This is a genomic window from Gluconacetobacter johannae (assembly GCF_014174305.1).
Classification (GTDB): Bacteria; Pseudomonadota; Alphaproteobacteria; order Acetobacterales; family Acetobacteraceae; genus Gluconacetobacter; species Gluconacetobacter johannae.
Genome location: NZ_JABEQH010000029.1, coordinates 1 through 24,240, shown reverse-complemented (window position 1 = coordinate 24,240; position 24,240 = coordinate 1). Strand labels below are relative to the sequence as shown.

24 protein-coding genes are annotated in these 24,240 nt (G+C 69.5%); 14 read left to right on the top strand and 10 right to left on the bottom strand.

What is annotated here, in order from left to right:
• Nucleotides 1–60 precede the first annotated feature (60 nt).
• From HLH21_RS16170 to HLH21_RS16155, 4 genes are all read left to right on the top strand, one after another.
• Entirely contained in the window at nucleotides 61–804 is a 744-nt protein-coding gene (locus HLH21_RS16170) for a (Fe-S)-binding protein (protein WP_182944784.1), read from the top strand.
• Nucleotides 801–2,204 carry a lactate utilization protein B gene (locus HLH21_RS16165; protein ID WP_182944783.1) on the top strand — a complete coding sequence of 468 codons (1,404 nt, stop codon included), beginning with the start codon at nucleotides 801–803 and terminating at the stop codon, nucleotides 2,202–2,204. The genes HLH21_RS16170 and HLH21_RS16165 overlap by 4 nt, the downstream gene beginning before the upstream one ends.
• Nucleotides 2,201–2,788 carry a LutC/YkgG family protein gene (locus HLH21_RS16160; RefSeq protein ID WP_182944782.1) on the top strand — a complete coding sequence of 196 codons (588 nt, stop codon included), beginning with the start codon at nucleotides 2,201–2,203 and terminating at the stop codon, nucleotides 2,786–2,788. The genes HLH21_RS16165 and HLH21_RS16160 overlap by 4 nt, the downstream gene beginning before the upstream one ends.
• A gap of 63 nt (nucleotides 2,789–2,851) precedes the next feature.
• Nucleotides 2,852–3,034 (top strand): hypothetical protein, encoded by a 183-nt coding sequence (locus tag HLH21_RS16155; protein WP_182944781.1) that lies wholly within the window; start codon nucleotides 2,852–2,854, stop codon nucleotides 3,032–3,034.
• Nucleotides 3,035–3,155: 121 nt separating this feature from the next.
• On the opposite strand, the gene HLH21_RS16150 is transcribed toward HLH21_RS16155, so the two are convergent.
• A complete protein-coding gene (locus HLH21_RS16150; RefSeq protein ID WP_182944780.1) occupies nucleotides 3,156–4,136 on the bottom strand; it encodes an aldo/keto reductase in 981 nt (326 codons plus the stop codon).
• A gap of 320 nt (nucleotides 4,137–4,456) precedes the next feature.
• On the opposite strand from HLH21_RS16150, the gene HLH21_RS16145 reads away from it, so the two are divergent.
• The gene (locus HLH21_RS16145; RefSeq protein ID WP_182944779.1) at nucleotides 4,457–5,353 is read left to right on the top strand and encodes a DUF2272 domain-containing protein; all 897 of its coding nucleotides are present in this window, start codon (nucleotides 4,457–4,459) and stop codon (nucleotides 5,351–5,353) included.
• Between the two features lie 10 nt (nucleotides 5,354–5,363).
• Here the strand turns inward: HLH21_RS16145 and HLH21_RS16140 are convergent, their stop codons facing one another.
• Nucleotides 5,364–6,029, bottom strand: coding sequence for a Crp/Fnr family transcriptional regulator (locus HLH21_RS16140; RefSeq protein ID WP_182944778.1), 666 nt, complete (start codon nucleotides 6,027–6,029; stop codon nucleotides 5,364–5,366).
• A gap of 184 nt (nucleotides 6,030–6,213) precedes the next feature.
• Here HLH21_RS16140 and cowN point away from each other — a divergent pair, with 184 nt between their 5' ends.
• On the top strand, nucleotides 6,214–6,489 hold the full coding sequence (gene cowN, locus HLH21_RS16135) for a N(2)-fixation sustaining protein CowN (protein WP_182944777.1): 276 nt from the start codon (nucleotides 6,214–6,216) through the stop codon (nucleotides 6,487–6,489).
• A gap of 71 nt (nucleotides 6,490–6,560) precedes the next feature.
• Here cowN and HLH21_RS16130 read toward each other — a convergent pair whose 3' ends face one another.
• Nucleotides 6,561–6,968, bottom strand: coding sequence for a rhodanese-like domain-containing protein (locus HLH21_RS16130; RefSeq protein ID WP_182944776.1), 408 nt, complete (start codon nucleotides 6,966–6,968; stop codon nucleotides 6,561–6,563).
• Nucleotides 6,969–7,080: 112 nt separating this feature from the next.
• Between HLH21_RS16130 and HLH21_RS16125 the strand changes: the two genes are divergently transcribed.
• The gene (locus HLH21_RS16125) at nucleotides 7,081–8,118 is read left to right on the top strand and encodes a cysteine synthase A (protein WP_182944775.1); all 1,038 of its coding nucleotides are present in this window, start codon (nucleotides 7,081–7,083) and stop codon (nucleotides 8,116–8,118) included.
• Here the strand turns inward: HLH21_RS16125 and HLH21_RS16120 are convergent.
• Both HLH21_RS16120 and HLH21_RS16115 read right to left on the bottom strand, forming a co-directional pair.
• A complete protein-coding gene (locus tag HLH21_RS16120) occupies nucleotides 8,060–9,397 on the bottom strand; it encodes an MFS transporter (protein ID WP_182944774.1) in 1,338 nt (445 codons plus the stop codon). The two genes, HLH21_RS16125 and HLH21_RS16120, sit on opposite strands and share 59 nt — an antisense overlap.
• An 82-nt stretch (nucleotides 9,398–9,479) precedes the next feature.
• Nucleotides 9,480–10,265 carry a PRC-barrel domain-containing protein gene (locus HLH21_RS16115; RefSeq protein ID WP_182944773.1) on the bottom strand — a complete coding sequence of 262 codons (786 nt, stop codon included), beginning with the start codon at nucleotides 10,263–10,265 and terminating at the stop codon, nucleotides 9,480–9,482.
• Between the two features lie 160 nt (nucleotides 10,266–10,425).
• Between HLH21_RS16115 and HLH21_RS16110 the strand changes: the two genes are divergently transcribed.
• The 4 genes from HLH21_RS16110 (at nucleotide 10,426) to HLH21_RS16095 (ending at nucleotide 14,436) form a co-directional block, all read left to right on the top strand.
• Entirely contained in the window at nucleotides 10,426–11,142 is a 717-nt protein-coding gene (locus HLH21_RS16110) for a response regulator (protein WP_182944772.1), read from the top strand.
• Entirely contained in the window at nucleotides 11,126–12,640 is a 1,515-nt protein-coding gene (locus HLH21_RS16105; RefSeq protein WP_182944771.1) for an ATP-binding protein, read from the top strand. Before HLH21_RS16110 ends, HLH21_RS16105 begins: the two co-directional genes overlap by 17 nt.
• A 95-nt stretch (nucleotides 12,641–12,735) precedes the next feature.
• Nucleotides 12,736–13,314: a YqaA family protein gene (locus HLH21_RS16100; RefSeq protein WP_182944770.1), complete on the top strand. Its 579-nt coding sequence runs from the start codon at nucleotides 12,736–12,738 to the stop codon at nucleotides 13,312–13,314.
• A 129-nt stretch (nucleotides 13,315–13,443) separates the two neighbouring features.
• Nucleotides 13,444–14,436 carry an SDR family oxidoreductase gene (locus HLH21_RS16095; protein ID WP_182944769.1) on the top strand — a complete coding sequence of 331 codons (993 nt, stop codon included), beginning with the start codon at nucleotides 13,444–13,446 and terminating at the stop codon, nucleotides 14,434–14,436.
• 22 nt (nucleotides 14,437–14,458) lie between these two features.
• Here the strand turns inward: HLH21_RS16095 and HLH21_RS16090 are convergent, their stop codons facing one another.
• The 3 genes from HLH21_RS16090 to HLH21_RS16080 all read right to left on the bottom strand — a co-directional run bounded on the left by HLH21_RS16090 (nucleotide 14,459) and on the right by HLH21_RS16080 (nucleotide 17,657).
• Nucleotides 14,459–14,851: a hypothetical protein gene (locus HLH21_RS16090; protein WP_182944768.1), complete on the bottom strand. Its 393-nt coding sequence runs from the start codon at nucleotides 14,849–14,851 to the stop codon at nucleotides 14,459–14,461.
• Between the two features lie 62 nt (nucleotides 14,852–14,913).
• Nucleotides 14,914–15,867 carry a 4-(cytidine 5'-diphospho)-2-C-methyl-D-erythritol kinase gene (locus tag HLH21_RS16085; protein ID WP_373319566.1) on the bottom strand — a complete coding sequence of 318 codons (954 nt, stop codon included), beginning with the start codon at nucleotides 15,865–15,867 and terminating at the stop codon, nucleotides 14,914–14,916.
• 2 nt (nucleotides 15,868–15,869) lie between these two features.
• On the bottom strand, nucleotides 15,870–17,657 hold the full coding sequence (locus HLH21_RS16080; protein WP_182944767.1) for a tetratricopeptide repeat protein: 1,788 nt from the start codon (nucleotides 17,655–17,657) through the stop codon (nucleotides 15,870–15,872).
• On the opposite strand from HLH21_RS16080, the gene HLH21_RS16075 reads away from it, so the two are divergent.
• Both HLH21_RS16075 and HLH21_RS16070 read left to right on the top strand, forming a co-directional pair.
• On the top strand, nucleotides 17,656–18,597 hold the full coding sequence (locus HLH21_RS16075) for a uracil-DNA glycosylase (RefSeq protein ID WP_182944766.1): 942 nt from the start codon (nucleotides 17,656–17,658) through the stop codon (nucleotides 18,595–18,597). The genes HLH21_RS16080 and HLH21_RS16075 overlap by 2 nt on opposite strands.
• Before the next feature lie 205 nt (nucleotides 18,598–18,802).
• Nucleotides 18,803–20,773 (top strand): lytic transglycosylase domain-containing protein, encoded by a 1,971-nt coding sequence (locus HLH21_RS16070; RefSeq protein WP_182944765.1) that lies wholly within the window; start codon nucleotides 18,803–18,805, stop codon nucleotides 20,771–20,773.
• Between the two features lie 216 nt (nucleotides 20,774–20,989).
• Here HLH21_RS16070 and HLH21_RS16065 read toward each other — a convergent pair whose 3' ends face one another.
• Both HLH21_RS16065 and hpnH read right to left on the bottom strand, forming a co-directional pair.
• Nucleotides 20,990–22,279 (bottom strand): hemolysin family protein, encoded by a 1,290-nt coding sequence (locus HLH21_RS16065; protein ID WP_182944764.1) that lies wholly within the window; start codon nucleotides 22,277–22,279, stop codon nucleotides 20,990–20,992.
• Nucleotides 22,280–22,414: 135 nt separating this feature from the next.
• Complete coding sequence (gene hpnH / locus HLH21_RS16060; protein WP_182944763.1) at nucleotides 22,415–23,599, bottom strand: adenosyl-hopene transferase HpnH; 1,185 nt, start codon at nucleotides 23,597–23,599, stop codon at nucleotides 22,415–22,417.
• 398 nt (nucleotides 23,600–23,997) lie between these two features.
• Between hpnH and HLH21_RS17095 the strand changes: the two genes are divergently transcribed.
• Nucleotides 23,998–24,240 (top strand): 1-deoxy-D-xylulose-5-phosphate synthase N-terminal domain-containing protein (locus HLH21_RS17095; RefSeq protein WP_281375059.1); only part of this gene is annotated, 243 nt, incomplete at its 3' end.

The following is a 24,240-nucleotide window of genomic DNA, read 5'->3' as shown; positions in this document are numbered from 1 at the left end:
CGACGCGGCGCATCGGGCCACGCCCGCCGGCCCGTCCCTGCCCCGAACGGATGGTACCTGATGAAGGTCGGCTTGTTCGTCCCCTGCTACATCGACGCATTCTATCCCCGCGTCGGCATCGCCACCCTGGAATTGCTGGAACGGCTGGGCCAGCAGGTCGATTATCCGCTGGAACAGACCTGCTGCGGGCAACCGATGGCCAATTCGGGCTGCAATTCCGACGCCGCCGCGGCCGAGGCCCTGTTCGTACGCAATTTCGAACGGTTCGACGCCATCGTCATGCCCTCGGGCAGTTGCGCCCATCACGTGCGCGACCATTTCGACGCCATCCCGCAGACCGACGCCGTGCGCCACGTGCGCGCCCATACCTACGAACTGGTGGAATTCCTGCACGACGTGCTGCAGGTCCGCGCATTTCCGTGGGCCGAATTCCCGCACACGGTCGGGCTGCACAACAGTTGCGGCACGTTGCGCGCATTGCGGACCGCCAGCATGTCGGAACTGGGCGAACCCCCGTTCTCCAAGCCGATGGACCTGCTCTCCGGGGTCCGGGGCATCCGCTTCGCCACCCCGGCGCGGCCGGACGAATGCTGCGGCTTCGGCGGCACCTTCTCGGTCGCCGAGGAAGCCGTGTCCGCCCGCATGGGGCTGGACAAGGTCCGCGACCATCACAATGCGGGGGCCGACTATATCGTGTCGGCCGATTCGTCATGCATCATGCACCAGCAGGGCTGCGCCGAGCGCGCCGGCATCCCGCTGCGCTTCATCCATATCGCCGAAATCCTGAACGGGGCACGGGAATGAAGGACAAGCGTATCGACCATGCCGGCGCGGCGGCGGCCTTCATCGCCGACGCGCCGCACCTGGCGTTCCACGACGAACGCCTGTGGGACATGCGGCAGAAGCGCGACGCCCAGATGCACCTGCTGCCCGAATGGCAGGAACTGCGGACCCTGGCGTCGCAGATCAAGGAACACACGCTGGCGAACCTGCCGGACTATCTGGAGCAGTTCGAGCGCAACGCGACCCGCAACGGCATCCATGTCCACTGGGCGCGCGACGGCGCGGAACACAACCGCATCGTCGCCGAGATCCTGCAGGCGCGCGGCGCGACGACGCTGATTAAAAGCAAGTCGATGGTGACCGAGGAATGCGACATGCGCCCCTACCTGGCGGCGCGGGGCATCACGGTGACCGAGACCGACCTGGGCGAACGCATCCAGCAACTGGACGACCAGCTACCCAGCCACATCGTCGTGCCGGCGGTGCACAAGCTGACGGGCGACGTGGCGCGGGTGTTCGCGACGCATTACGGCACCGACCCCAACGCCGACGACCCGCGCCAGCTGGCCGAGGCGCAGCGGCAGGCGGCGCGGCCCGTCATCCTGCATGCCGACGCCGGCATGACCGGGGCCAATTTCGCGGTGGCCGAGACCGGGACCTTCGTCGTCTGCACCAACGAGGGCAATGCCGACCTCAGCGCCACCGTGCCAGGGGTGCATATCGCCACCCTGGGCATCGAACGGCTGGTGCCGCGCATGTCCGACCTGGGCGTGTTCGTCCGCATGCTGTCGCGCAGCGCCCTGGGGTCGCCGATCACGCAATACACCACCCATTTCCGTGGCCCGCAGGATGGCGGGGAGATGCATGTCATCCTGGTGGACAACGGCCGGTCGGCGCGCCTGGGCATGGCGGATTTCTGGACGTCGCTGAAATGCATCCGCTGCGGCGCGTGCATGAACACCTGCCCGGTCTATCGCCGGTCGGGCGGCCTGTCGTACGGCGCGGTCTATTCCGGCCCGATCGGCGCGATCATCGACCCGACCTTCAACGAACGGAAATACAGCACCCTGCCGTTCGCCTCGACCCTGAACGGCAGTTGCACCAATGTCTGCCCGGTGCGGATCGACATTCACGACCAACTCTACAAATGGCGGCGGGTGCTGGTGGACCATCACCAGATGCCCTTCGTGAAGCGCGAGATCATGCACATGGCCGGCAAGCTGATGGGTCAACCCCGCCTGTATCGCGCAGCCATCGCGGGCGCCGAAACGGCGCTGGGCACGCTGCCGCGCTTTGCGCTGTACAGCTGGCTGAACCCGTGGGGCAAGCAGCGCGAACTGCCGCATCCGGTCGAGGAAACCTTCCACGCCTGGTACCGGCGCACCCGGTCAGGCAACGGCACGGCGGACACCGGACGATGAACGCGCGCGACACCATCCTGGACGCGCTGCGTCGCAACCGGCCCGACCCGGCCGCGCACCCGCTGCCGCCGCCCGTGATGCTGGGCGACCTCGACGCGGGACAGGCGCGTTTCGTCGCCGGCCTGCGCCTGCTGGGCGGCGACCTGCTGGAACGCGCGCCCGGCGAGCCGCTCGCCGCCGCGATCGCCCGCCGTTTCCCCGACGCGCGCCTGATCTGCTCGGCGGTGCCCGGAGTGGACGGCGCGGTGCCGGTGCAGGATCTGCCCAACGCCCAGGCGGCCGACCCGGTGGACGTCGCCGTGGTCCGCGCCGCCTTCGGCATCGCCGAAACCGGGTCGATCTTCCTGAGCGAGGCGCAACTGCATCTCAACGCCCTGGCGCACCTGGCCCAGCATCTGGTCGTGCTGCTGGACCCGGCGCAGCTGACGGCGAACCTGCACACGGCCTATCAGCGGCCCGAATTCCGCACCGCCCGCTACGGCGTGCTGATGAGCGGCCCGTCCGCCACCGCCGACATCCAGGGCGTCCTGATCCGGGGCGCACAAGGGGTCCGCAGCCTGTCCGTCTGTTTCGATTCCGTTTGATGGCTCCGTCGTGAAACCCTGCGCTGCCCGGTGCGTCATCATGGCGACTGAACAGAGGGATACATGCGCGCCTCGACAACGATCCTCCTGACCATCGGCGTTCTTATCGTCCTTGGCGGATGTGCACAGAAGGAACCGGCCGGCGAGAAGGCCGCCCAACGCAACATGGCCCGTCACAATTCATACGGGTTCGACGATTACGGCGACCGCACCGCCAATCCACCCGGCCTGGGCAGCCCGCATTAGCGGCGGGCCGCGTCGCCTCAGGGCTCTGCCCTAAACCCGCCAAGGGCCTCAGGCCCTGGCGGGTTCGGGCAGGGCCCGACCTGTCCTGCCAGCATACGCCGCGCCCCGGCGGACGCGGAATTCAGGCGCCCGGCGGCGCCATGAATTCCGGCCCCACCGGGTCGGTGATGCAGGTGTTCAGGATCCGGTCGATCTCCGCCTTGTCGTCCGCCGACAGGGTCCAGCCGAAGGCCTGGTCGATGCCTGCGATCTGCTCGGGCTTGCGCGCCCCCCACAGGGCGATCGTCGGCCCCTGGTCCAGCACCCAGCGAATCGCCAGCGCCAGGATCGTGCGGCCGCGCTGGCGGGCAAAATCCTGCAAGGCCGACACGGCCGCCAGGTACTGGGTGAAGCGCGGCGCGCGGAACTTGGGGTCGGCCCCGCGCAGGTCGTCGGCGCCGAACACGGTTTCGGCGGTCATCCGGCCCGACAGCAATCCCCGGCACAGCGGCCCATAGGCCAGCACCGCCAGGCCCTGCGCGGCCGCCCAGGGCAGGATGTCCTTCTCGATCTCGCGCTCGAACAGGTTATAGGGGGGCTGGATCGCCGCCAGCGGGGCGACCGAGCGGAACAGCTCCATCTGCGCGACCGAGAAATTGCTGACCCCCAGCGCCAGCACCTTGCCCGCGCGATGCAGGCGTTCAAGCTCGCGCGCGGTGTCGTCGATCGGGACCGACGGGTCGGGCCAGTGCACCTGGTACAGGTCGATGCGGTCGGTACGCAGCCGACGCAGCGAGTCCTCGATCTCCTGGCGGATGCGCGCAGGCGTGGCATTGCGGAACGGCTTGCCGTCCTTCCAGTCCAGCCCGACCTTGGTGGCGATGGCGACGCCGTCGCGGCGTCCGGCCAGAGCCTGGCCCACCACCTCCTCCGAATGGCCGAATCCATAAACCGGCGCGGTATCGATCAGGTTGATGCCCAGATCCAGGGCCTCATGGATCGTGGCGATCGCCTTGCGGTCGTCGGGACCGCCCCACATCCAGCCGCCGATCGCCCAGGTTCCCAGCGCGATGCGCGAGATGGGAAAGGGGATGCCGGCAATGGCAAGGGTTTCCACTGACATGGTTCTTCCTTCCTGTCATTTTCAGGCCGGGACGACGGAACATGCGAAAAAAAGGACCGGGATGTCGCCACCCCGGCCAAGTGTTCCCTCGTATGCAAGTGACGGATGTTCCGTCCCCTTCCATCGTCCTCCGAATCGGGAAATGCACAATAAAAAATGGTTTTATCAATTTGTCATTATTGTGAACACTCCATGAGTCATCACCCGCGTCCCTTCCGGCGGATGCCGCCTCTTCCCCACGCCCACGCCGCGTCCTATGGGTAGAAGGTGGGGAGCGGTCGGTCACCGCGCCACCGGGCACGCGCCGAACAGGAGATGCAATGCCGCGCAAGATCGTATCGTTGGCGCCTCTGGCGTTGCTGGCCGCCTGCGCCGCCCAGCCTGTCTCGCCCCACCCGCCGGCACGCACGCCGGTGGCGCAATACGCCGCCGGACAGGGGCCGCTGGCGGTGGACGATCACGTCCCTGATTTCGCTACGCGGAATTTCGAACCCTTCACCCGGCAGGACGTGGCGGCCATCGCCCTGCGGGAATGGCGGCTGTTCGGCCAGCCGGTCGACGACGACGACCCCGAACTGCGTCCCGAAGCCCACTCGGCCAGCGTCAAGCCCGAGCGCGCGCCGGGCCTGTGGCAACGCATCGGCGAATATTGGTGGATCGGCCAGGACCCGTCGGAGACCGAGGTCGGCTGGACCGGCAAGCACAACGCGAGCGGACGCCTGACCGATTACGTGCATGACGGCTTCTATGCCTGGTCGGCGGCCTTCATTTCCTATGTGATGCGGGTGGCCGGGGCGAACGACCGGTTCGCCTACTCCCCCAACCATTCCACCTACATCAACGCCGCCGCCGCCGGCACCGAAAGCGGCGTGCGCGCGCGTGATCCCGCGACCTACACCCCCCTGCTGGGCGATCTGATCTGCGTCGGACGCGGCGCCAGCAAGGCCGTCCAGTTCGCCGACCTGCCCACCACCTACGGCTTTCCCGCCCATTGCGGAATCGTGGTCGCCACCAACCAGAACGGACCGCCCTTCGGCCATCAGATCAGCATCGTCGGCGGCAATGTCGACGACGCGGTGACGCTGACCCATGTCCCGGTGGGGGCGGACGGGCGTCTGGCCGACCCGACCGGCCACAGCTACGACCCACGCTACCCCTGGTGCGCGGTGCTGCAGATCCTCTATGACGCCGACGCCGAACCGCCCGGCCGCGACTGACGCGGCCGGTCTACTGGATACCGGCCGTATGATCGGCCCCGGCCCACAGATAAAGGCGCTCGGGATCGCAGATGCGGATATGCCGACGCCCCTGCCGGGCAATGCCGCCGGCGTGGATCATGGCATTGAGTTCGGTCGAGGCCGTCTGCCGCGTCGTCCCCAGCAGGGCCGCGATTTCCTCCATGCTCAGCTCGACCAGAATCAGGCTGTCCACGGCGACGGGGACCTTGTGGCGCGCGGCGCTGCGTAGAAGATAACGCGCGATCCGTCGCTTGACCGGATGGAAGGCCAGGTCCTCGATCAAGGTCATCGCCTGGCTCAGCACCATGGCGAGCACCCGCACGATCGTCGCCTGCAACGCAGGATAGTGGCCAAGCTGGCGCTCCAGCACCTCCCGGCGCGCAACCAGAAGTTCGGTCGGCTGCGTGGCCTGGAGCAAGGCGCGGGTGTGCGTGCTGAACATGTCGGTCGCGGTCAGATAGCCAAGGCTGAGCTCCTGCTCGGGCGTGGCGAAATAGACCCTGATGCGCCCCGATCTTACGATGAAAACCTGGTCTTCTCCGCTCGGCGCGCAAAGAAGAGCGCCCGCCTCCAGACGTTTCTCATGAAAGATACGTCGCAGCCCCGCACCTTCCTCGCTGTCGATCAGGTCGAGAAGGGGAAACTGCGGGATCATGTCCGGTGGCAACCAGGCTGCAACGCTACCATCGCGCAATGGTGCGGAAGACGAAAAAGACTGTCAATTATGGCCGTGGCGTCCAAGGCCCTCCGCCCGACTGTCACCCATCTGACAGACACGACCGCCAAAAGGCACTAGGACGTGCCCTCATGTATTTGAGGCCTGCAAGCTGGGGTTGAGTATGACAGAGCAGTTCGATCGTTATCTGACCTTCAAGGACTTGAACTGGGAGGAACGCGCCGACCGCATCTTCGCGGCGCTTCAGCCCCATTTCGATCAGGAGACGAGTCCTTTCTGGCCCTATTTCCTGAAGCAGCGGTCCATCTGCCACCAGCAGGGGCTGGACGATCTGAGGGTCCTGCATAATTTCCTGCCGACCCTGCGCGACCTGCTGGAAGAACTGGACGACACCGAGACCCTCCTTCTCCTGGAGGAACTGGAAGTTCTCTGCATGTAGCGTCCGCGCCGAACACGCCTTTGCCGGCCATCCGATCGGCGCGCCGGCAAAAGGCGTTTTCAGGCGGGCCGTCAGCCCTGGCGCCAGGGCAGGCCGTCGGCCTTCCATCCCGCGACGCCGCCGCGATGGCCGTCCGTGTCGGGCGGCCCTTCAAACCCGCCGGCGACGTTGAAGACATGCGCGAATCCCGCCTCCCGCGCCGCCACGGCGGCGGAATGGCTGCGCGCGCCCGACCGGCAGATGAAATAGATCTCGTTCTCCGGCGTCAGGCCGGCCGAGGTCAGCTGCTCCACGAATCGGGCGTTGGGCTGGCCGTTCAGGCCCTGCCACGATATCGGCAGGACCCGCTTGCCGGTGGCCGACAGGTCCGGCAGCCCGACGAACATCCATTCGGCATCCGTCCGGACATCGACCAGTTGCGCCTGCGGCCGCTCGTCCAGCGCCGCCCAGGCTCCGGTGGGCGTTACGTCCTCGATCATCTTGTTTCCCATCGCAATAATGCACATTGTGCGCCAATCGCGCGCCTTCGTCCCGGCGAGGGCGCACCCGGCGGCCCGACCGCCACGCACGATCCAGAGAAGGTGCTGCCTTATGGCCGAAAGTGCAAATCCGTCCGCTGTCGGATGGACCACGTCGTCGTCCGACATGACCGCCGCGATCGGCCATACGCCGCTGATCCGCCTGCGGCGGGCGTCCGAGGCGACGGGGTGCGAGATCCTGGCCAAGGCCGAATTCATGAATCCGGGCGGGTCGGTCAAGGACCGCGCCGCGCTGGCGATCATCGACGACGCCGAACGGCGCGGCGTGCTGACGCCCGGCGGCGTGGTGGTGGAAGGCACGGCGGGCAATACCGGCATCGGCCTGACCCTGGTGGCCAACGCGCGGGGCTATCGCTCGGTCATCGTCATGCCCGAGACGCAGAGCCAGGAGAAGATTGATTTCCTGCGCATGATCGGCGCGGACCTGCGGCTGGTCCCGGCCAAGCCCTTTCGCGACCCCGGCAATTACGTCCACGTCTCGCGCCGGCTGGCCGAGGAGATCGGCGGCGTCTGGGCGAACCAGTTCGACAATCTGGCGAACCGCGAAGGACACCGGGCCAGCACGGGTCCCGAGATCTGGACGCAGACCGACGGCCGGATCGACGCCTTCACCTGCGCGTGCGGGACGGGCGGGACCCTGGCCGGTGTCGCGCTGGGGCTGGAGGACTGCGCCCGCGCCGCCGGCCGGGCCCGGCCGCACATCGTCCTGGCCGACCCCGAGGGCTCGGGCCTCTACGGCTGGGTGAAGACCGACGACCTGAGCATCACCGGCTCGTCGATCACCGAGGGGATCGGGCAGTCGCGGGTGCCGGGCAATCTGGAAGGCGTCGCCATCGACGACGCCGAGCGGATCCCCGACCCCGAAGCCCTGGAGCTGATCTACGACCTGCTGATCCACGAAGGGCTGTCCATCGGCGGTTCGTCGGGCATCAACGTCGCCGCCGCCATCCGGGTGGCCCGGCGGATGGGGCCGGGGCACCGGATCGTCACCATCCTGTCGGACGGCGGCAGCCGGTATCAGTCCAAGCTGTTCAATCCGACGTTCCTGCGGGAACGGAGCCTGCCGGTTCCCGCCTGGCTTGATCGTTGAATGACCGACGGGGCCGGGCGGCGCGCCGGAACGGCGACCACCGCGCCCCGTCCGGCCGCGACGTATCGCCCATCAGCAGCCAGACCAGGATGACGCAGGCCAGCCCGGCCCCGGCCAGCATCAGGAAGGCCAGCGCCATCGACCGGTCGGCCACCGTCCCGGCCAGGGTGGTGGAAAAGCTGGCCCCCGCCCCCATGGCCAAGCCCAGGATGCCCATGCACAGGTTGAACCGCCCGCTGGCCCGGGTCAGGTCGGCGGCCACCAGCGGCATCATCACCCCGAACGATGCCGAACTGAGCCCGTCCAGCATCTGGATCGCCACGATCAGATAGGGGTTGCTGGTCGTCGCCAGCAGCGCCCCGCGCAGCGGCAGCGCGGCGAACGTCACCAGCATGACCGGCCGGCGGCCCACCGTTTCCGCCAGCCGGCCGATATGCGGCGACAGCGCCGCGCCCACCAGCTGCGGCAGCAGGATGCAGGCGGCGATCACGATCTCGGCCACGTTGCCGGCCTTCTGGGTCACCTGCCCGGCCGCCAGCGGCAGCATGCCGGCGTTGGACAGGTGGAAGAACGCCACGCACACCGCAAAGGCGAACAGGCGCCGGTCCCGCAGCAGGTCCCACATCCGTCCCTTCGCGCGGGGCGCCCGCTCGCCCTCGGCCATCGCCGCGGTGTTCACCGAGGCCGGGGGTTCGGACCGTTCGATCAGCAGCAGCGCCAGCAGGCCGGGCACCGCCATCGCCGCCCCCAGGAAGAACGTGGCCTGGGCCGACACCCAATAGCCCACCGCCCCCATCAGGCCGGCGGCGATGGCGTTGCCCACGGCGGCGAAGCTGGCATTGCGGCCGAACCGCTCGCCCAGCAGGCCCGCCCCCGTGCCGCTCGAGCGCATGACCTGCGTCGCCACGACCGACAGCGTGATGGCGCTGATCGCCGGGTTGAGCGTGCAACTGGCCAGCCCGTGCAGGATCTCGGCCACCGCCACCGGCAGTTGCTGGGGAAACAGCGCCAGCAGCAGGCAGGAAAAGATCACCGCCAGGATCGACAGGAACGCCACCCGGTGCTTGTCGCGCAGGCGATCGACCATGATGCCGGCGGGCACCTGGCTGACCATGGCGGTGATCGACCCGATACTGAGCGCGAAGCCGATCTGGCCCTGGGTCCAGTGCGCCCCGGTCAGATACACCGCGATGAACGAGCCGAAGGCGGCCTGAAGGTTCGCGACAAAGAAGTTCAGCCAATCCAGCCCGCGCTGGCTGTTCTGTGGCGGACGCCTCACGCAGGACCGCCTTCGGAGTCCCGGCGCGAAGCGTTCAGGCAGGAAGGCGGCCGCAGCGCGGAAGGGGGCAGGCGCCACGCCGTCATCGCACCATCTGCCCCGAGCGTGTGGCGGGCGGCCGCGTGCCGGACGACCCGCCACGGCTGGGCGAATCGGGCTGGGCCGGCGCGGGCTGGGCCGGCGGCAGCGCCGCGGGCGGCGGGGGCAGCGGCACCTCGACGGGAACGGGCGGCACCTCGGCTTCCGCCGCCACGGGCGGCGGCGCGGGTGGTGGCGGCGGCGCGCCATGCACGACCGTCACGTCCATCGACGAGGCGTCATAGGCCGGCGCGGACCGGACCTCGGCCGCGCCGATCCGCAGGGTCACCGGGCTTTTCTCGGTCATGCCGGCCAGGTTGAACTGGTCCCACGCAATGGCGATGCGGCGGTTGCCCACGCCCAGGAAGCCGCCGACATCCACGACCACGGCGGCGGGGTGCCCATCGTGGTCCACCAGCACGTCGATGGCCTGCCCGACATGGCTGCCGTCGGGCGCCACGACGTCGCGGTCGATCAGGCTGCCCAGATGGCGGTTGGACACCGTCGTCGCGGCCGGATGCCCGGCCTGCGGCGCGGGAAGGGCCATGGGCGTGGCCGGCCCGGCCAGCTCCGGTTCGTCCCCCGTCGGCATGTCGACCGCCGGATTGCCCGGTATCGCCCCCTCGGCCCCCGGCAGGACGGCCGGGCCGGCCGGCTCCGCCGCATGGCCGGGTCGGGGCAGCATCAGGAACGGCAGCAGCAGGATGGGCAGCATGCCGCGCCATGCGGCCGCCATGCGTACGGAACGGCCGGACTGGGACCCGGCCGGGGACAGAGGAGGATGTTCCATGCCCCATCCTGTGCACGAACCGGGCCGTCCTGTCACAGGCTTCGACACACGGGGATGTGTTTTTTTCGTCCTCCGCCGCCCCGAACGACCGCCAGGCGGCCGATTGCAACCGAATGAAACACCTGGTGTCGGCCGGGTGCTTTGACGGTAGGATGGCGGCATGGACCCCCTGCCGCATATCCTTGTCGTCGATGACGACCGTGAAATCCGCGACCTCCTGGCCCGTTTCCTCGAACGCAACCAGTTCCGCGTGACCACCGCCCGCGACGGGCGCGAGACACGGAAGGCCTGGCTGGGCGGACATTACCAGATCGTGGTGCTGGACCTGATGCTGCCGGGGGAAAGCGGCCTGGAACTGGCGCGCTGGCTGCGGTCGCAGGCCAACGTGCCGATCATCATGCTGACCGCGATGGGCGAGGAGACGGACCGCATCATCGGCCTGGAGCTGGGGGCCGACGATTACGTGCCCAAACCCTTCAACCCGCGCGAACTGCTGGCCCGCATCCGCGCCGTGATGCGCCGCAGCGGGGAGGGGGCGGACCCGCACTCCGGCGAGCAGCGCAACCTGCATTTTGCCGGCTGGACGCTGGAACCGACGCGGCGGCGGCTGCTGAACCCCGAAGGGACCGAGGTCCCGCTGACCGGCGGGGAATATGATCTGCTGATGGCCCTGCTGGACCGCGCGAACCGCGTGCTGACGCGCGACATGCTGTTCGACCTGCTGCGCGGGCGGCAGGCCGGGCCGTTCGACCGCGCGATCGACGTCGCGATCAGCAGGCTGCGCCGCAAGCTGGAAGACAACGGCCGCAATGCCCAGCTCATCAAGACGGTGCGCGGCGGCGGATACGTACTGGCCTGCGATGTCGAACGGAGCTGACGCCGCCATGCGGGCGTCGCCTGTCGATGGCGGCCCGGACGCCCCGCCGGGGTCCGGGCGCGGTCTGGCGCGCCGTACCGCCGCCCGGCTGCGTCCCCGGTCGCTGGCCGCGCGGACCAGCCTGCTGCTGATCGTGGGCCTGGGCATCATCGAGGCCATCGGCCTGACCATCCACGCGCTGGACCGCATCGACTTCGACCGCCGCATGGTCGAGCAGGAGGCCCAGAACCGCGTCGGCATGATCTACCGCTCGATCGTCGAGACGCCGCCCGCCGATCGCCAGAGCGAGCTGGAGGCGCTGCACCTGCCGCCGAACTTCCATGCCACCCTGACCCCGGGGCCGGACCCGGACATGGTCGACCACGCGGTGGGCGGCCCCCCCGGCCCGCCGGGCATGGACCGGATGGACCGGATGACGCGGATGGTGCTGATGCACCCGACGGACAATCTGCCGCCGTTGCCGCCGCATCTGCGCCCGCGCCACATCATGTTCCAGCCGGACCGCCATGCATCCCGCCGCGCGGTGGCCTTCCTGCTGCCCGACGAGACCCGATGGCTGACCATCCATTTCGTCCCGCCGCCGCCCAACCCGTTCCGCTCGCCGACCTTCCCCACGGCCTTCGTCCTGATGACCGTCGCCGGAAGCATCCTGATCGTCTGGGGCGTGCGGCGCCTGATCGCGCCGGTCGGCGCCCTGGCCGCCGCCGCCGAGGCCCTGGGCCGCGACGTCAACGCCCCGCCGATGCCCGAGGACGGGCCGCTGGAAATCGCGCAGGCCGGGCGGGCCTTCAACACCATGGCCAGCCGCATCCGGCGCTTCCTGACCGATCGCACCCTGCTGCTGACGGCCATCGGGCACGATCTACGCACCCCGATCACGCGGCTGAAGCTGCGCTCGGAATTCATCGACGACGACGAATTGCGGGGCAAGTTCCTGTCCGACCTGGACGAGCTGGAATCCATGGTCGCCGCGACCCTGTCCTTCGGCCGCGACACGTCGCGGCGCGAGCCGATGGGGCGGCTGGACCTGACGGCCCTGCTGCAGACCATCCTGGACGAGGCGGCGGAAACCCATCCCGACCTCGCCGACGCCATCGGCTTCGCCGCCGAGCCCCCCACCGTGACGATCCACGCGCGGCCCGTGGCGTTGAAACGCGCGCTGAACAATCTGGTGCAGAACGCGATCCTCTATGGCGGCGGGGTGCGAATCACCCTGCAACCGCCCCGCCCCGGCGGAACCAGCGGCACAGGGGCGGCGACGGACGAGAAAACCGTGACCATCCTGATCGAGGACGACGGCCCCGGCCTCCCGCCCGAGGACCTGGAACGGATGTTCGAGCCCTTCGTCCGCGCCGAGAGCAGCCGCAACCGCGAAACCGGCGGAACCGGGCTGGGGCTGGCCATCACGCGCAACATCATCTGGGGGCTGGGCGGGGACATCCGCCTGGGCAACCGCACGCCACATGGCCTGCGCGCGACGATCACGCTGGTGTGTTGACCCACGATTGCCGGTCGGGGTCGCGAATCGCGTTGCCTGCGAGGCCGCTTTTCGCGCAGCCTCTGCTCCCCTGACATCCGATCCGGTGGCCCGTCATGCTCGACCGTCTCTATACCCGTGTCCTCAATCTGGCGGCCACCCCCCGGGCGGGGCTGTGGCTGGCCATCATCGCCTTCGCCGAGGCCAGCGTCTTTCCCCTGCCGCCCGACGTGCTGCTGGTCCCCATGGTGCTGTCGCGCCGCGAGCGGGCCTGGCAATTGGCGGCCACCTGCACCCTGGCCAGCGTCTGCGGCGCGATACTGGGGTGGTATATCGGGGCGTTCCTGCTGCAGTACGCCGCGATGCCGATCGTGCATTTCTACCATGCCGAAGCCAGCCTCGCCGCCATGCAGGAGCGGTTTCGCGAATGGGGCGTGTGGATCATTCTCATCAAGGGCCTGACGCCGATTCCCTTCAAGATCGTCACCATCGCCAGCGGCGCCGCCCATTTCCCGATCCTGCCCTTCGTCGTGGCCTGCCTCATCACCCGGGGCGCGCGCTTCTTCCTCATCGCCGGCCTGCTGCGGCTCTATGGCGCGCCGATCCAGACCTTCATCGAACGACGCCTGACGCTGGTCGCCTCGGTCTTCGGCGTGACGCTGGTGGGCGGCGTCCTGGCTCTCAAATATCTCTGAAGACCCGAATCGGCCCAGCGCGCCAAACACGCCGCCGCACCTTGCGAAGCGGCGGCTTCCGGCGCAAACACGGTCGGGTCACAGAGCATTTCGGGCGGCAGCCGCCCGAATCATCGCGGAGCCTTCGCCATGCCACAACAGGTCGCCGTCGTTACCGGAGCCGGGGCCGGCATCGGCCGGGCCACCGCCCGGACGCTCGCCCGGGCCGGATGCGACGTCGCCCTGATCGGCCGCGACCGCGCGCGGCTTGACGACGCGGCGGCCGAACTGGCCGGCCTGCATATCCGCACAGTCGTCCTCTGCGCCGACGTCGCCGACCCGGACGCCATCGAACGTGCGGCGGACGAGGTCGAGGCGGCGCTGGGCCCCATCACCCTGTGGGTGAATTGCGCGGGCGCCAGCGTGACCGGGCAACTGGTCGCTCTGCCCGCCGACGAGATCCGCCGCGCGACCGAGGTCACCTACCTGGGGACCGTCTACGGCACGCAGACGGCGCTGGCCCGCATGCGGCGCCGGGGTTACGGCACGGTGGTCAATCTCGACGCGCTGGCGCTGCCCCGCCCGCTGCGCTCGATCGAAAGCGGCGCGCGGGCGGCGATCCGCGCCTTCACCGAAAGCCTGCGGCCCGAGATCCTGCACGACGGCGACCGTATCCATGTCGCCCTGGTGCATCTGCCGGCCATCAACACGCCGCGCTTTTCCTGGACGCGCAACCATACCGGCAAACGGCTGCACCCGTCCGGCCCGGTCTACGAACCCGAAATCGCGGCCGAGGCCATCAGCCGCGCCGCCTTCGGGCGCCATCGCGACGTGTGGGTGGGGCTGTCGGGTGTCGCCGGCTGGCTGGCGGGGCTGTTCGCCCCCACGCTGCGGGACCGGCGGCTGTCGACCCACGCCTATAAAGCGCAACTGGAAAAGAACGCCGCCGAGGCCGACGCGCCGGACAGCCTGTTCGCACCAGTCCACGGCGCCTACGCCGCCCATGGGCGGTTCGACACGATCAGCCGCAAGACCATGCCCCCGCTGGTGACGACGACGATCCGCACCGCGATCGGCGCGGCCGTGCTGCTGGCCGGCGCAGGGGCGATCCTGTCCGCCCTGCGCCGCCGGGGCCACGCCTGACCGGCCCTTTCGTGCGCTGACCTCAGTTCGGCTTGCTGGCCGGACCGCGGCGGGGATGCACCATGCCCTGGTGGCGGGTCAGCGCCTGGACCACGCGGCGCGCATCCGCCGGGCGCAGGGCCAGCCCCACCGGACCATAGGCCGGATGCTGGAACGCGATCAGCGACCCCTCGGTCAGCGCCTCAGGCTGCACCGCCCAGTTGGTCCGGAACACCGGGGCGACGGGCACGCCTTCGATCGGCGGCGGGGGATCGCGTTCCACCATCGCGGCCCGCACCGCGCCCAGGCTTGCGATCAGTTGCGTCATCTGGTCCAGCGAAAGGGCAATCGTCCCGTCCAGGCCGCTGCCGTCCAGAAAGGTCAAGGTCGCGGTGCGGCGATCGTCGGACAAGCCGACCTGCATTCGAGCACTCATGCGATTGGGCCTTTTCGTCCTTGCGCCGCGGCCATCGGGTGCGCGGGGTCAGAACAAGGATATCATACCGCCCGGCCGACCGTACCCTCTGTCTGCCCCTCTGCCTGCGCGCCACATTCTTCGCCGCGCAGCCCCCCGGCCCAGACCCACCAGTCGGGCCGTTCGACCGCCCCCCGCGCATCGCGTGCCGCCTGCGGGCTGTCGAACAGGGCGAAGCAGGTCGCGCCGGACCCGCTCATCCGCGCCAGCCGGCAGCCCGGCGCGGCCGCCAGGACCTGCAACACCGTGCGAATCGCGGGGCAGATGGCGCAGGCCGCATCCTCCAGGTCGTTCGTCAGGGCCGACAGGTCCCGCACCATCGCGCCCACATCCGCCCACCCGGCCGGCAGGGCGGCGGCCGGATGGAAGACCGGCGCGCGCGACCGGAAGACCGATGGGGTCGGCACCCCCTCGCCGCAATTGACCAGCATCATGCCGCAGGGCGGCAGGTCCGGCGCAGGTTCCAGCACCTCGCCGACGCCCCCCATCCGCGCGGCAACCTGATCGACGCAGACCGGCACGTCCGCGCCCAGCTCCGCCGCCAGCTCCATCAGCCGCGCGCGCGGCAGGCGCACCTCCGGCCAGGCGCGCAACAGCAGGCGCAGCGCCGCCGCCGCGTCGGCCGATCCGCCGCCGATCCCCGAGGCGACCGGAAGACGCTTGTCCAGGACGATCCGCAGCGGGGCCAGGCGCGCGGCCACGTCCGCGTCGGCGGTGGCGCGCAGCAGGCGCGCGGCCCGCAGGATCAGGTTGCTGTCGGATTCGGCGACCAGCCCGGCGCCGAACGGCCCCGTGATCTCCAGCGTCACCGCTCCGGGGGCGCCCTCGGCGGGGTGCGCGGCCAGATGGTCCGCCGCCCCGGCGAAGACCGCCAGGCTGTCCAGCAGATGGTAGCCATCCGGACGCCGTCCCGTCACATGCAGATGCAGGTTGATTTTCGCATGGGCGGATTCGTGCAGGATCGCGGTCACGACGATGGTCAGTCCTTCTTCTGGCCGCTCTGCTGGCCGAGCGCCTCTTCGTGGCCGGATCGGGCGGCATCGGCAAGGGCGGCATGGATCTTTTGCGCGTCCGACGCCTCGGCGGGCAGCAATTCGGCCATGTGCCACTGGCTGACCGCCTCGCGCGGGCGGCCCGACTGCCAGTAGGCGACCCCCAGATGATAATTCACCGCCGGGTCCTCGGGCGTCTGCTCGGCGGCGCGTTCCAGAAGCCCCAGCCCGTCGGCGATGTGCCCCTGCCGCACCAGCGCCCAGCCCAGGCTGTCGCGAATCGCCGCGTCACCGGGCGCGATCGCCACCGCCCGGCGCAGCAGCGCCTCGGCCTTCGGCAGATCCTGTCCCCGCTCGACCAGGGAATAGCCCAGATAATTCAGCAACATGGCCTCGTTGGGGGCAAGGTCCAGCGCGCGCTGCAGATCGGCCTGGGCCTGCGGCCACCGGCCCGACCGGTCGTAGGCGACGGCGCGCTCGAACAGCAGCGTCCAGCCGTCCCCGGCCAGACGGCCCGAAACGGCGACGGCCCGGTCGAACGCGGTAATCGCGGCATTCCAGTCCTGCCGTCCGGAATACAGATTGCCCAGCATCTGCCAGATCTGCGGCTGATCGGGGTATTCGCGGGCCAGGCGCGTCAGGATCTGCTGCGCGTCGGCCAGGTGACCGGTCGCGGCATCCAGCCGCGCCTGCTGCAGGTTGATAAGGGTCGAAAGCGGGTCGCCGGGGGCCGCCTGGCCAATCGTCTCGCGCGCCAGGGCCGGCTGCCCGGCATCGGACTGCAACGACGACAGCATCAGCCGCCCCTGTCCGCAACCGGGGTCCAGCGCCAGGGCGAACCGCAGCAGCAGCATCTGGATATCGCGCATGCCCTCGTCGTGGGCCGGCCGGCCCGACGGATCCGCCAGGCGCGCCGCCTGCTGGCCGATCAGCGCGGACAGGAAGAAATAGGCCTGCGCCACCCCCTGTCGCGGCGTCGCCGCGGGCGGGCGGGCGAATGACGTGATGATGCCGCCGCGCGCCAGGGACAGGCCCGGCAGGGCGGCAACCAGCCTGTCGGCCATCCCGACCGCCTCGTCCCGGCGCCCCTGCCCAACCAGCCAGTGGCCCAGGGCGCGGGTGGTGAACACATCATGCCCCGGCGACAGGGCCAGGGCGATGCGATAAAGCCCGTCGGCACGCTGCCGCTGCCCCGCCGCCTCGGCGATCAGCGCGGCATGGATCGCGTAATAGCCGCCCCGGCTATCCGCCCCGGTCGCATTCGCGCCGGTCCAGGGGGCCAGGACGGACAGCGCCGCGTCGACCTGCCCCTCGCCCGCCAGGCTCCAGGCCTCCAGCAACGGCCGCAGCATGGCCAGCATCGCGTCCTGCGGCGCGCGTCCGTAATGGGCCTTCGCCTCCCCCCACCGGCCGGCCAGGATCGCATCGTCACCCATCACCAGTTCGGCCATGGCCTGCCCCGGCAACCGGGTGGCCAGTTGGCTGGCGGCGTCGTCCCCGGCCAGGGCGCTGTAGAGGAAAGCCTGGTGCAGCAGGTTCGGACGCGACGGATCCAGCCGCGCGGCGTCGCGAAAGGCCTGGCCGGCGGCGTGGTTGTCGCCTTCCAGGGCCGCGACGGTCGCGACCAGGACCGCCCCCGCCAGACCCGGCGGCTGCGCGGCCGCCGCACCGGTCGCGGCGACCGGCGTTGCCCCGGCCCTGTGGTCCGGCAGGCACGCGGCCATTGAAACGGTGACGGCAAGCACGGAGGTGCACACGACGCGGAAACACTGCATGATGGCGAACCCTACCCTGCGTCGGGTAAACTGCCAAACCCTGCCGATGGATCCCCACGCCCATCGGCCCTACTCGTTTTACGGACAAGGCCGCACCGACCGGATGATGGATGCCCTCGCCCTGCTGCGCCTTTATGTGGACTGGGGGGCGGATGCCGCGCTGGACGACGACCCGACCGATCGCCTGGCCCCTGTTCAGCCGCCACCGGCACGCGCGGCCTCCCCGTCCCGGAACGCTGCAGCCCCCACGCGTCAGGCTTCCCCCTCCGGGGCCGTGTCCCCGCGCGGACCGGCCGAGCCGGACGACGGCCTGACGCTGATCGACCGCGCGGTCCTGCGCGCCCGCCAGGTGGCCGAGGCCGCATCGTCGATCGCCGAACTGCACGCCGCCCTGGCCGCCTTCGATGGCTGCGCCCTGCGCGAGACCGCCACCCATACCATCGCCCCCGCCGGGCGGGCCGGGTCCGGCCTGTTGCTGATCGGCGAGCCACCCGACGCGACCGAAGACCGGGGCGGCGCCCCCTTCGCCGGGCCGCCGGGACAGATGCTGGACCGCATGCTGGCCAGCATCGGGCTGCGGCGCGACGACCTGCTGCTGGCCCCGGTCATTCCGTGGCGCCCCCCCGGCGAGCGTCCGCCCTCGCCCGCCGAACTGCGGATCTGCGAACCGTTCCTGCATCGCCTGATCGTGCTGGCCGCCCCCCGACGGGTGGTCCTGATGGGCAACATGCCGGCCAGGCTGCTGACCGGCGAACAGGGGGGCATCGCCCGGCTGCGGGGACGCTGGCGCGACATCACGATCCCCGGCCGGGCGCAGCCCCTGCCTGCCCTGCCGATGCGCCATCCCTCCCAGTTGGGGGCCAGTCCCGCCGCCCGGCGCGACGCATGGAAAGACCTTTTGTTGCTACGCACAACACTGGATGCGGACCCGGATACGTAAATGTAACAGTAAGATGCGAACACGGCGCGAATTGTGTTCGAACTGTGGCCATACCATCACAACACACGATTTATTCACCCGTCGGGACCCACCGCTAACAGGCCGTTTTTAGCCCCGTTTACCCAACTGTTCTGCGTGCGTATTTCCAGGTGCCCGATCATAAGGGTTGCCTTTCCCGCGATAACCCCTTAGACGCCCCCCGACCATGCGAGGGACAACACATACCCCCCCCCAGTTCGCGGTTCGGGCCTTCCTGGCCGGCGCCGCATTTCTGGCAGGCGCAGCGATGGTTCCGCTGCGTAGCCCGAGCGCCAACGCCCAGACCCCCGACGGAAGACCGTCCGGCCCGGGCGAGCGGAACGAGGAAACGGCCCTGGCCATGCCACGGATCGCCCCCCCGGGCGGCGGGGCGGTCGGGCTGGCCCAGCCGCTGCCCCCCGACGTCGCACACCGCGTCCGCCGGATCTTCGGCCTGCAGCGGGCCGGGGCGTTCGACGCCGCGATCCGCGAGACCGCCTCCCTGCCGGACGATACCCTGCTGGCCGACATCCTGGCCGATCGCTACCTGAACCCCGCCTATCATCCCACACCGGGCCAGTTGCGCCTGTGGCTGCGGACATTTTCCACCCTGGCGGATGCCCCGGCGATCCATGCGCTGCTGGCCGGCCTGTCGCCGCGCGGCAGCGTGCCGCCAGGCCCGGCCGCCGTGGCCCTGGCCCCCGGCGCCGAGGCCGCGCCCGGCCGCGCGCCCGAGGAAGACGACCCGGCCAGCCGCGCCTTCACCCGCAGCGCCCTGCTGGACCGCACCGTCCACGAACGCGCCGAGCAAGGGCTGAAGGGCGCGCGCAGCGCCCTGCACCTCATCAAGATCACCCCCGGCATGAGCGACCTGTACGCGGCGCAACTGCGCGCCGAGGTCGCGATGGCGATGTTCAGCGCGGGCGAGACCGCCTTCGCCCTGCGTACCGGCCAGGACGCCTTCACCCAGTCCGCCGGCCGGATCGGCCTGGCGGGGTATGTCGCCGGCCTGGCTGCCTGGCGGCGCGGACGGCCCGACATCGCCGAATCGCTGTTCGAGGCCGCGTCGCGCGCCGAACTGACCCCGGCCGGCATTCGCGCCGGCGCCGCCTTCTGGGCCGCGCGGGCGCACCGCGACACCGGCGACATCGCGGCCTTCCGGCCGTGGCTGCACCGCGCCGCGGCCGCGCCGCACACCTTCTACGGCCTGCTGGCCGCCCAGATGCTGGGCCAGCGTCCGGCCCGGCCCGCCGCCACCGAGGGCCACCTGCCCGACGGCGCGACGCTGGCCGCCGACCGGACGCTGCTGGTGGCCGGCGCGCCGGTCCTGGGTGAAATCGACGTCGAGGCCGTCGCCGCCACGCCGGCCGGCCGCAGGGCCTTCGCCCTGCTCCAGGTCGGCGAAACCGGACGGGCGGAAGCCGCCCTGCGCCGCCTGTGGCCCGACGTGCAGGGGGACGCGGCGCTCTGCCGCTCGATCCAACTGGTGGCCGACGCCGCCGGGCTGAAGGACCTGTCCGACCAGCTATCCGCCCTGCTGCTGGCGCGCGGCGCGACCCCGCCGACCACGCAGGCCCGCTTCCCCACGCCCCATCTCGCCCCCAGCCACGGCTTCAGGATCGACCCGGCGCTGGTCTATGCGCTGACACGGCTGGAATCGAATTTCGACAGCGGCGCGGTCTCGGGGGCCGGCGCGCACGGGCTGTTGCAGATCATGCCGGTGACCGCCGGATTCGTGACCGGACGCGCGCGGCAATACGCGGCCGCCCCGGCGCTGCTGCATGACCCGGCCCTGAACCTGGAGATCGGGCAGCTTTACGTCCTCTATCTGGCGCATCTGACCGAACAGCATAATGCCGGCCGGCGGACGCCGGGCGGCGACATGATCCGCATGCTGGCCAGCTACAACGCCGGGCCGTCCGCCATCTCGCGCCAGGACGCCCTGAACGATTGCGGCGACGACCCGCTGCTGTTCATCGAGAGCCTGCCCAATCCGGAAACGCGGGACTATGTCCACCGCGCCTTCACCTATCTGTGGATCTATGCCGACCGGCTGGGCCTGCCCACCCCGTCGCTGGACACCCTGGCCCACGGCGAATGGCCGGCCTTCGCCGCCGAACGCGACCTGGCCGGACATCATTTCCACACCCTGCACTGATCCCTCCGGGCCAAGCGGCAGGAGCCAAGGGGCGTTGCCCCTGGAAGCCACCTAAAATCCGGCTGGAGACGCGGTTTGCCGAGCGAGAGCGCCGCCACGCGGCGCGCCCGGCGTGTTTTTCCGAGCATCGAAGCGGAGCGGCCTTGATGGCCGTGAGCATCGAAGCACAGGAAAAGCGCGTCGGATCGCCGGCAAACCGCGTCTCCAGCCGGATTTTCAGTTTTCGGCCAGGATCTGGCGACTGGCCCGCACCTTCACCACGCGGCGCTGTTCGGTTTCCATCACCTCGAACAGCCAGCCCGAGAACACGACCTTGTCGCCGGCCGCCGGCACCCGGCGCAGCAGCGCCAGGATCAGCCCGCCCAGCGTGTGGTAGCTGCCTTCCTGCGGCAGGTCCGCCAGGCCCAGCCGGTCCTTGACCTCGTCGGCGGGCATGAATCCGTCCAGGATCAGCACGTCCTCCTGTGTCAGCAGCCGCTTGGGCGTGCTGCCGGGCTCGTGATGTTCGCCCACGATGGCGGCGAACAGGTCCGATGCGGTGACGATCCCCTCGAACGACCCGTACTCGTCCAGCACCAGGGCGATGCCCATGGAAACCGAACGCATCCGTTCGACCATGTCGAAGGCCGAGATCGTGTCCGGCACCACCACCGGCTTGCGGAGGCCCGATTCGATCGAGACCGGCTTGCCGTCCAGCATGCGGTCCAGCATGTCCTTGGCCAGGATGACGCCGACCGGATTGTCGACGCCGCCGTCGCACACCACGATGCGCGTATGCGCCGTGGTACGCAGCACGCGGCGCAGCTCCTCGCGGCTGGCCCCCCGCTCGATCCAGAACAGTTCGTTGCGCGGGGTCATGATGGCGCGCACCGGCCTGTCGGCCAGGCGCAGCAGGCGCTCGATCATGTCGCGCTCCTCCTGCTCCAGCACGCCGGACTGGGCGCCCTCGGCGATATAGGCCTTCAGTTCCTCTTCGGTCAGGGCCTCGCGCGTCATCGTGCCCGCGCCCATCAGCCGCAGGACCAGCCCCGAGGAATGGCCCAGCAGCCAGACCACCGGGCGGGTCAGCAGGGCCAGCCCCTCCAGCGGCAGGGACAGACGCGCCGCGATGGTTTCGGGATGACGCAGCGCAAGCTGCTTGGGCACCAGTTCGCCCAGCACCAGCATCAGCGACGTGATCGCCACCACCACCACCGCCATCGACAGTTCGGCGGCGAACGGGCGCAGCAGGGCGAAGCGGGCCAGCCACGGCGTCAGGTACGCCTCGATCCGCGTGCCGCCGAACGTGCCTTCCAGGATCGACACCAGGGTGATGCCGACCTGCACCGTGGGCAGGAAACTCTGCGGATCCCCGGCCAGGCGCAACGCCCGCTCGGCGCCCTTGACCCCCTTGCGCTGCAGCACCGCCAGACGCGCCGGGCGGGCCGAGATCAGCGCCAGCTCCCCCATGGCGAACACGCCATTGAGGATGACAAGAAAGAAAATGATGAGAAACGGCACGATCATGATGGCCGCGATCCTAGATCAACGCGCCCCCGGCGCAAATCCACCCCGGGCGAAAGGCCCCAGGCCGGAAGGCAGACATGAAAATGGCGGGAACCAGGTCCCGCCATTCCATCGTTCATCCGTCCTTGCCGGTCTCTAGTCCGCGGCGTCGGCGGCCTCGACCGCCGGGGTGTCGACGACCGTGACGCGCGGCGGCTTGGCCGGCTTCTTGGCGGCCGCGAGTTCGGCCATGCGCGCATCGACATGCTGGGTGAAGACGTATTCGGCCGGACGCTGGTTGGCCAGCGAGATCTCGGGCGCCATCGGCTTCTCGGTCTCCGGCCCGAACAGGGCGACCTTGGCGATGTGCCACGGACGGCGCACCGCATCCATCACCGCCGTCGATTCGTATCCGGAATGGACCATGCAGTCGGCGCATTTTTCATAGTTGCCGGTGCCGTAGTCATCCCACTTCGTGTCTTCCATCAGCTCGTTGAAGGTCTTGGCGTACCCTTCGCCGAGCAGGTAGCACGGACGCTGCCACCCGAAGACGTTACGCAGGGGCTTGCCCCACGGCGTGCAATGATATTCCTCGTTCCCGGCAAGGAAGTTCAGGAACAGCGGCGATTGCGTGAAGCGCCACTTCTTGCCCTTGCCCAGGCGGAAGACGTCGCGGAACAGCTGCTTCGTCTTCTGGCGGTTCAGGAAGTGCGCCTGGTCGGGCGCGCGCTCGTAGGCATAGCCCGGCGCGGTCATGATGCCGTCCACGCCCATGGCCATGACCTCGTCGAAGAAGGCGGCGAGGCGCTTGGGGTCGGTACCGTCGAACACCGTGCAGTTGATCGACAGGCGGAAGCCGCGGGCCTTGGCCTTCTTGATCGCGGCCACGGCGCGTTCGTACACGCCATCCTGGCAGACCGAGGCATCATGCATGTCCTGGTCGCCGTCCAGATGCACGTCCCACGAGAAGAAGGGCGAAGGCTCGTAATCGTCCATCTTCTTTTCAAGAAGAAGGGCGTTGGTGCAGAGATAGACGTACTTCTTGCGCGCGATCAGCCCCCGGACGATCTCGGGCATTTCCTTGTGCAGCAGGGGCTCGCCCCCCGCGACGGCGATGACGGGGGCGCCGGCCTCGGTATCCGCGTCGAGGCATTCCTGCACGCTCATGCGCTGGTTCAGGATCTGCGCCGGATAGTCGATCTTGCCGCATCCCGCGCAGGCCAGGTTGCACCTGAACAACGGTTCGAGCATCAGAACAAGCGGATAACGCTTCCGGCCCGTCACGTGCTGCTTCACGACGTAAGCACCAACCCTGACAGCCTGCATAATAGGAACGGCCATGAAACCTCTGCTCCTGCGCCGGCGTGATCGCCGGCCTTCTTCCAATCGAGTGGCCTTATTATGGACACGTCCGTACGACAGTTAACAACCCCGCCGGCTCCAAGCCGTGCGCGAAAGACATATCGAGGTTGCGGACATGTTACGCCACGCGATCCCGTTCCGGGGGGTATAGGACAAGTCGGGTCTTATACTCAATTCCCATCGCGTGCACTGTGCCCTAATCACCACACCTGTCAGGGGAGTGTCTGTCCTTGCTTCCGGCGCGGGAGTAAATCCCGAACCGTAACAGACCCAGGGGCGTTACGAGTGTCCGGCTCGGGAAACGTCACATACAAACCGGACCAGGATCCGCCCGCCCCCGGGCGATATCCCGGCAAATCACAATGGACGTCGTCGCCATGGATCAACCGAACCCCACCCCGCCCGCCGGCCCCACCGGCGTCGTGACCGGCCGCACCCGGCAGAAGTCAGAGGGGCAGCCGACGGGAAGCGCGCGTACGGCATCGGTTCCGACGCACGGGCGTTTTCCATTGCTGGACCGGGTGGCCTATCCGGCGGACCTGCGGAACCTGTCGGTGGAGCAGCTGAAGCAGCTGGCCGAGGAACTGCGGGCCGAGACGGTGGACGCGGTCTCGACGACG

Bases quoted from the DNA above. Each gene is read 5' to 3' on its own strand.
- HLH21_RS16130 (WP_182944776.1), bottom strand. From the start codon at position 6,968: ATGATCGAGGACGTAACGCCCACCGGAGCCTGGGCGGCGCTGGACGAG.
- HLH21_RS16075 (WP_182944766.1), top strand. From the start codon at position 17,656: ATGATGGCGAACCCTACCCTGCGTCGGGTAAACTGCCAAACCCTGCCG.
- HLH21_RS16090 (WP_182944768.1), bottom strand. From the start codon at position 14,851: ATGAGTGCTCGAATGCAGGTCGGCTTGTCCGACGATCGCCGCACCGCG.
- HLH21_RS16100 (WP_182944770.1), top strand. From the start codon at position 12,736: ATGCTCGACCGTCTCTATACCCGTGTCCTCAATCTGGCGGCCACCCCC.
- HLH21_RS16125 (WP_182944775.1), top strand. From the start codon at position 7,081: ATGGCCGAAAGTGCAAATCCGTCCGCTGTCGGATGGACCACGTCGTCG.
- cowN (WP_182944777.1), top strand. From the start codon at position 6,214: ATGACAGAGCAGTTCGATCGTTATCTGACCTTCAAGGACTTGAACTGG.
- HLH21_RS16095 (WP_182944769.1), top strand. From the start codon at position 13,444: ATGCCACAACAGGTCGCCGTCGTTACCGGAGCCGGGGCCGGCATCGGC.
- HLH21_RS16170 (WP_182944784.1), top strand. From the start codon at position 61: ATGAAGGTCGGCTTGTTCGTCCCCTGCTACATCGACGCATTCTATCCC.
- HLH21_RS16155 (WP_182944781.1), top strand. From the start codon at position 2,852: ATGCGCGCCTCGACAACGATCCTCCTGACCATCGGCGTTCTTATCGTC.
- HLH21_RS16110 (WP_182944772.1), top strand. From the start codon at position 10,426: ATGGACCCCCTGCCGCATATCCTTGTCGTCGATGACGACCGTGAAATC.
- HLH21_RS16065 (WP_182944764.1), bottom strand. From the start codon at position 22,279: ATGATCGTGCCGTTTCTCATCATTTTCTTTCTTGTCATCCTCAATGGC.
- HLH21_RS16140 (WP_182944778.1), bottom strand. From the start codon at position 6,029: ATGATCCCGCAGTTTCCCCTTCTCGACCTGATCGACAGCGAGGAAGGT.
- HLH21_RS16105 (WP_182944771.1), top strand. From the start codon at position 11,126: ATGTCGAACGGAGCTGACGCCGCCATGCGGGCGTCGCCTGTCGATGGC.
- hpnH (WP_182944763.1), bottom strand. From the start codon at position 23,599: ATGGCCGTTCCTATTATGCAGGCTGTCAGGGTTGGTGCTTACGTCGTG.
- HLH21_RS16165 (WP_182944783.1), top strand. From the start codon at position 801: ATGAAGGACAAGCGTATCGACCATGCCGGCGCGGCGGCGGCCTTCATC.
- HLH21_RS16080 (WP_182944767.1), bottom strand. From the start codon at position 17,657: ATGCAGTGTTTCCGCGTCGTGTGCACCTCCGTGCTTGCCGTCACCGTT.
- HLH21_RS16150 (WP_182944780.1), bottom strand. From the start codon at position 4,136: ATGTCAGTGGAAACCCTTGCCATTGCCGGCATCCCCTTTCCCATCTCG.
- HLH21_RS16070 (WP_182944765.1), top strand. From the start codon at position 18,803: ATGCGAGGGACAACACATACCCCCCCCCAGTTCGCGGTTCGGGCCTTC.
- HLH21_RS16145 (WP_182944779.1), top strand. From the start codon at position 4,457: ATGCCGCGCAAGATCGTATCGTTGGCGCCTCTGGCGTTGCTGGCCGCC.
- HLH21_RS16115 (WP_182944773.1), bottom strand. From the start codon at position 10,265: ATGGAACATCCTCCTCTGTCCCCGGCCGGGTCCCAGTCCGGCCGTTCC.
- HLH21_RS16160 (WP_182944782.1), top strand. From the start codon at position 2,201: ATGAACGCGCGCGACACCATCCTGGACGCGCTGCGTCGCAACCGGCCC.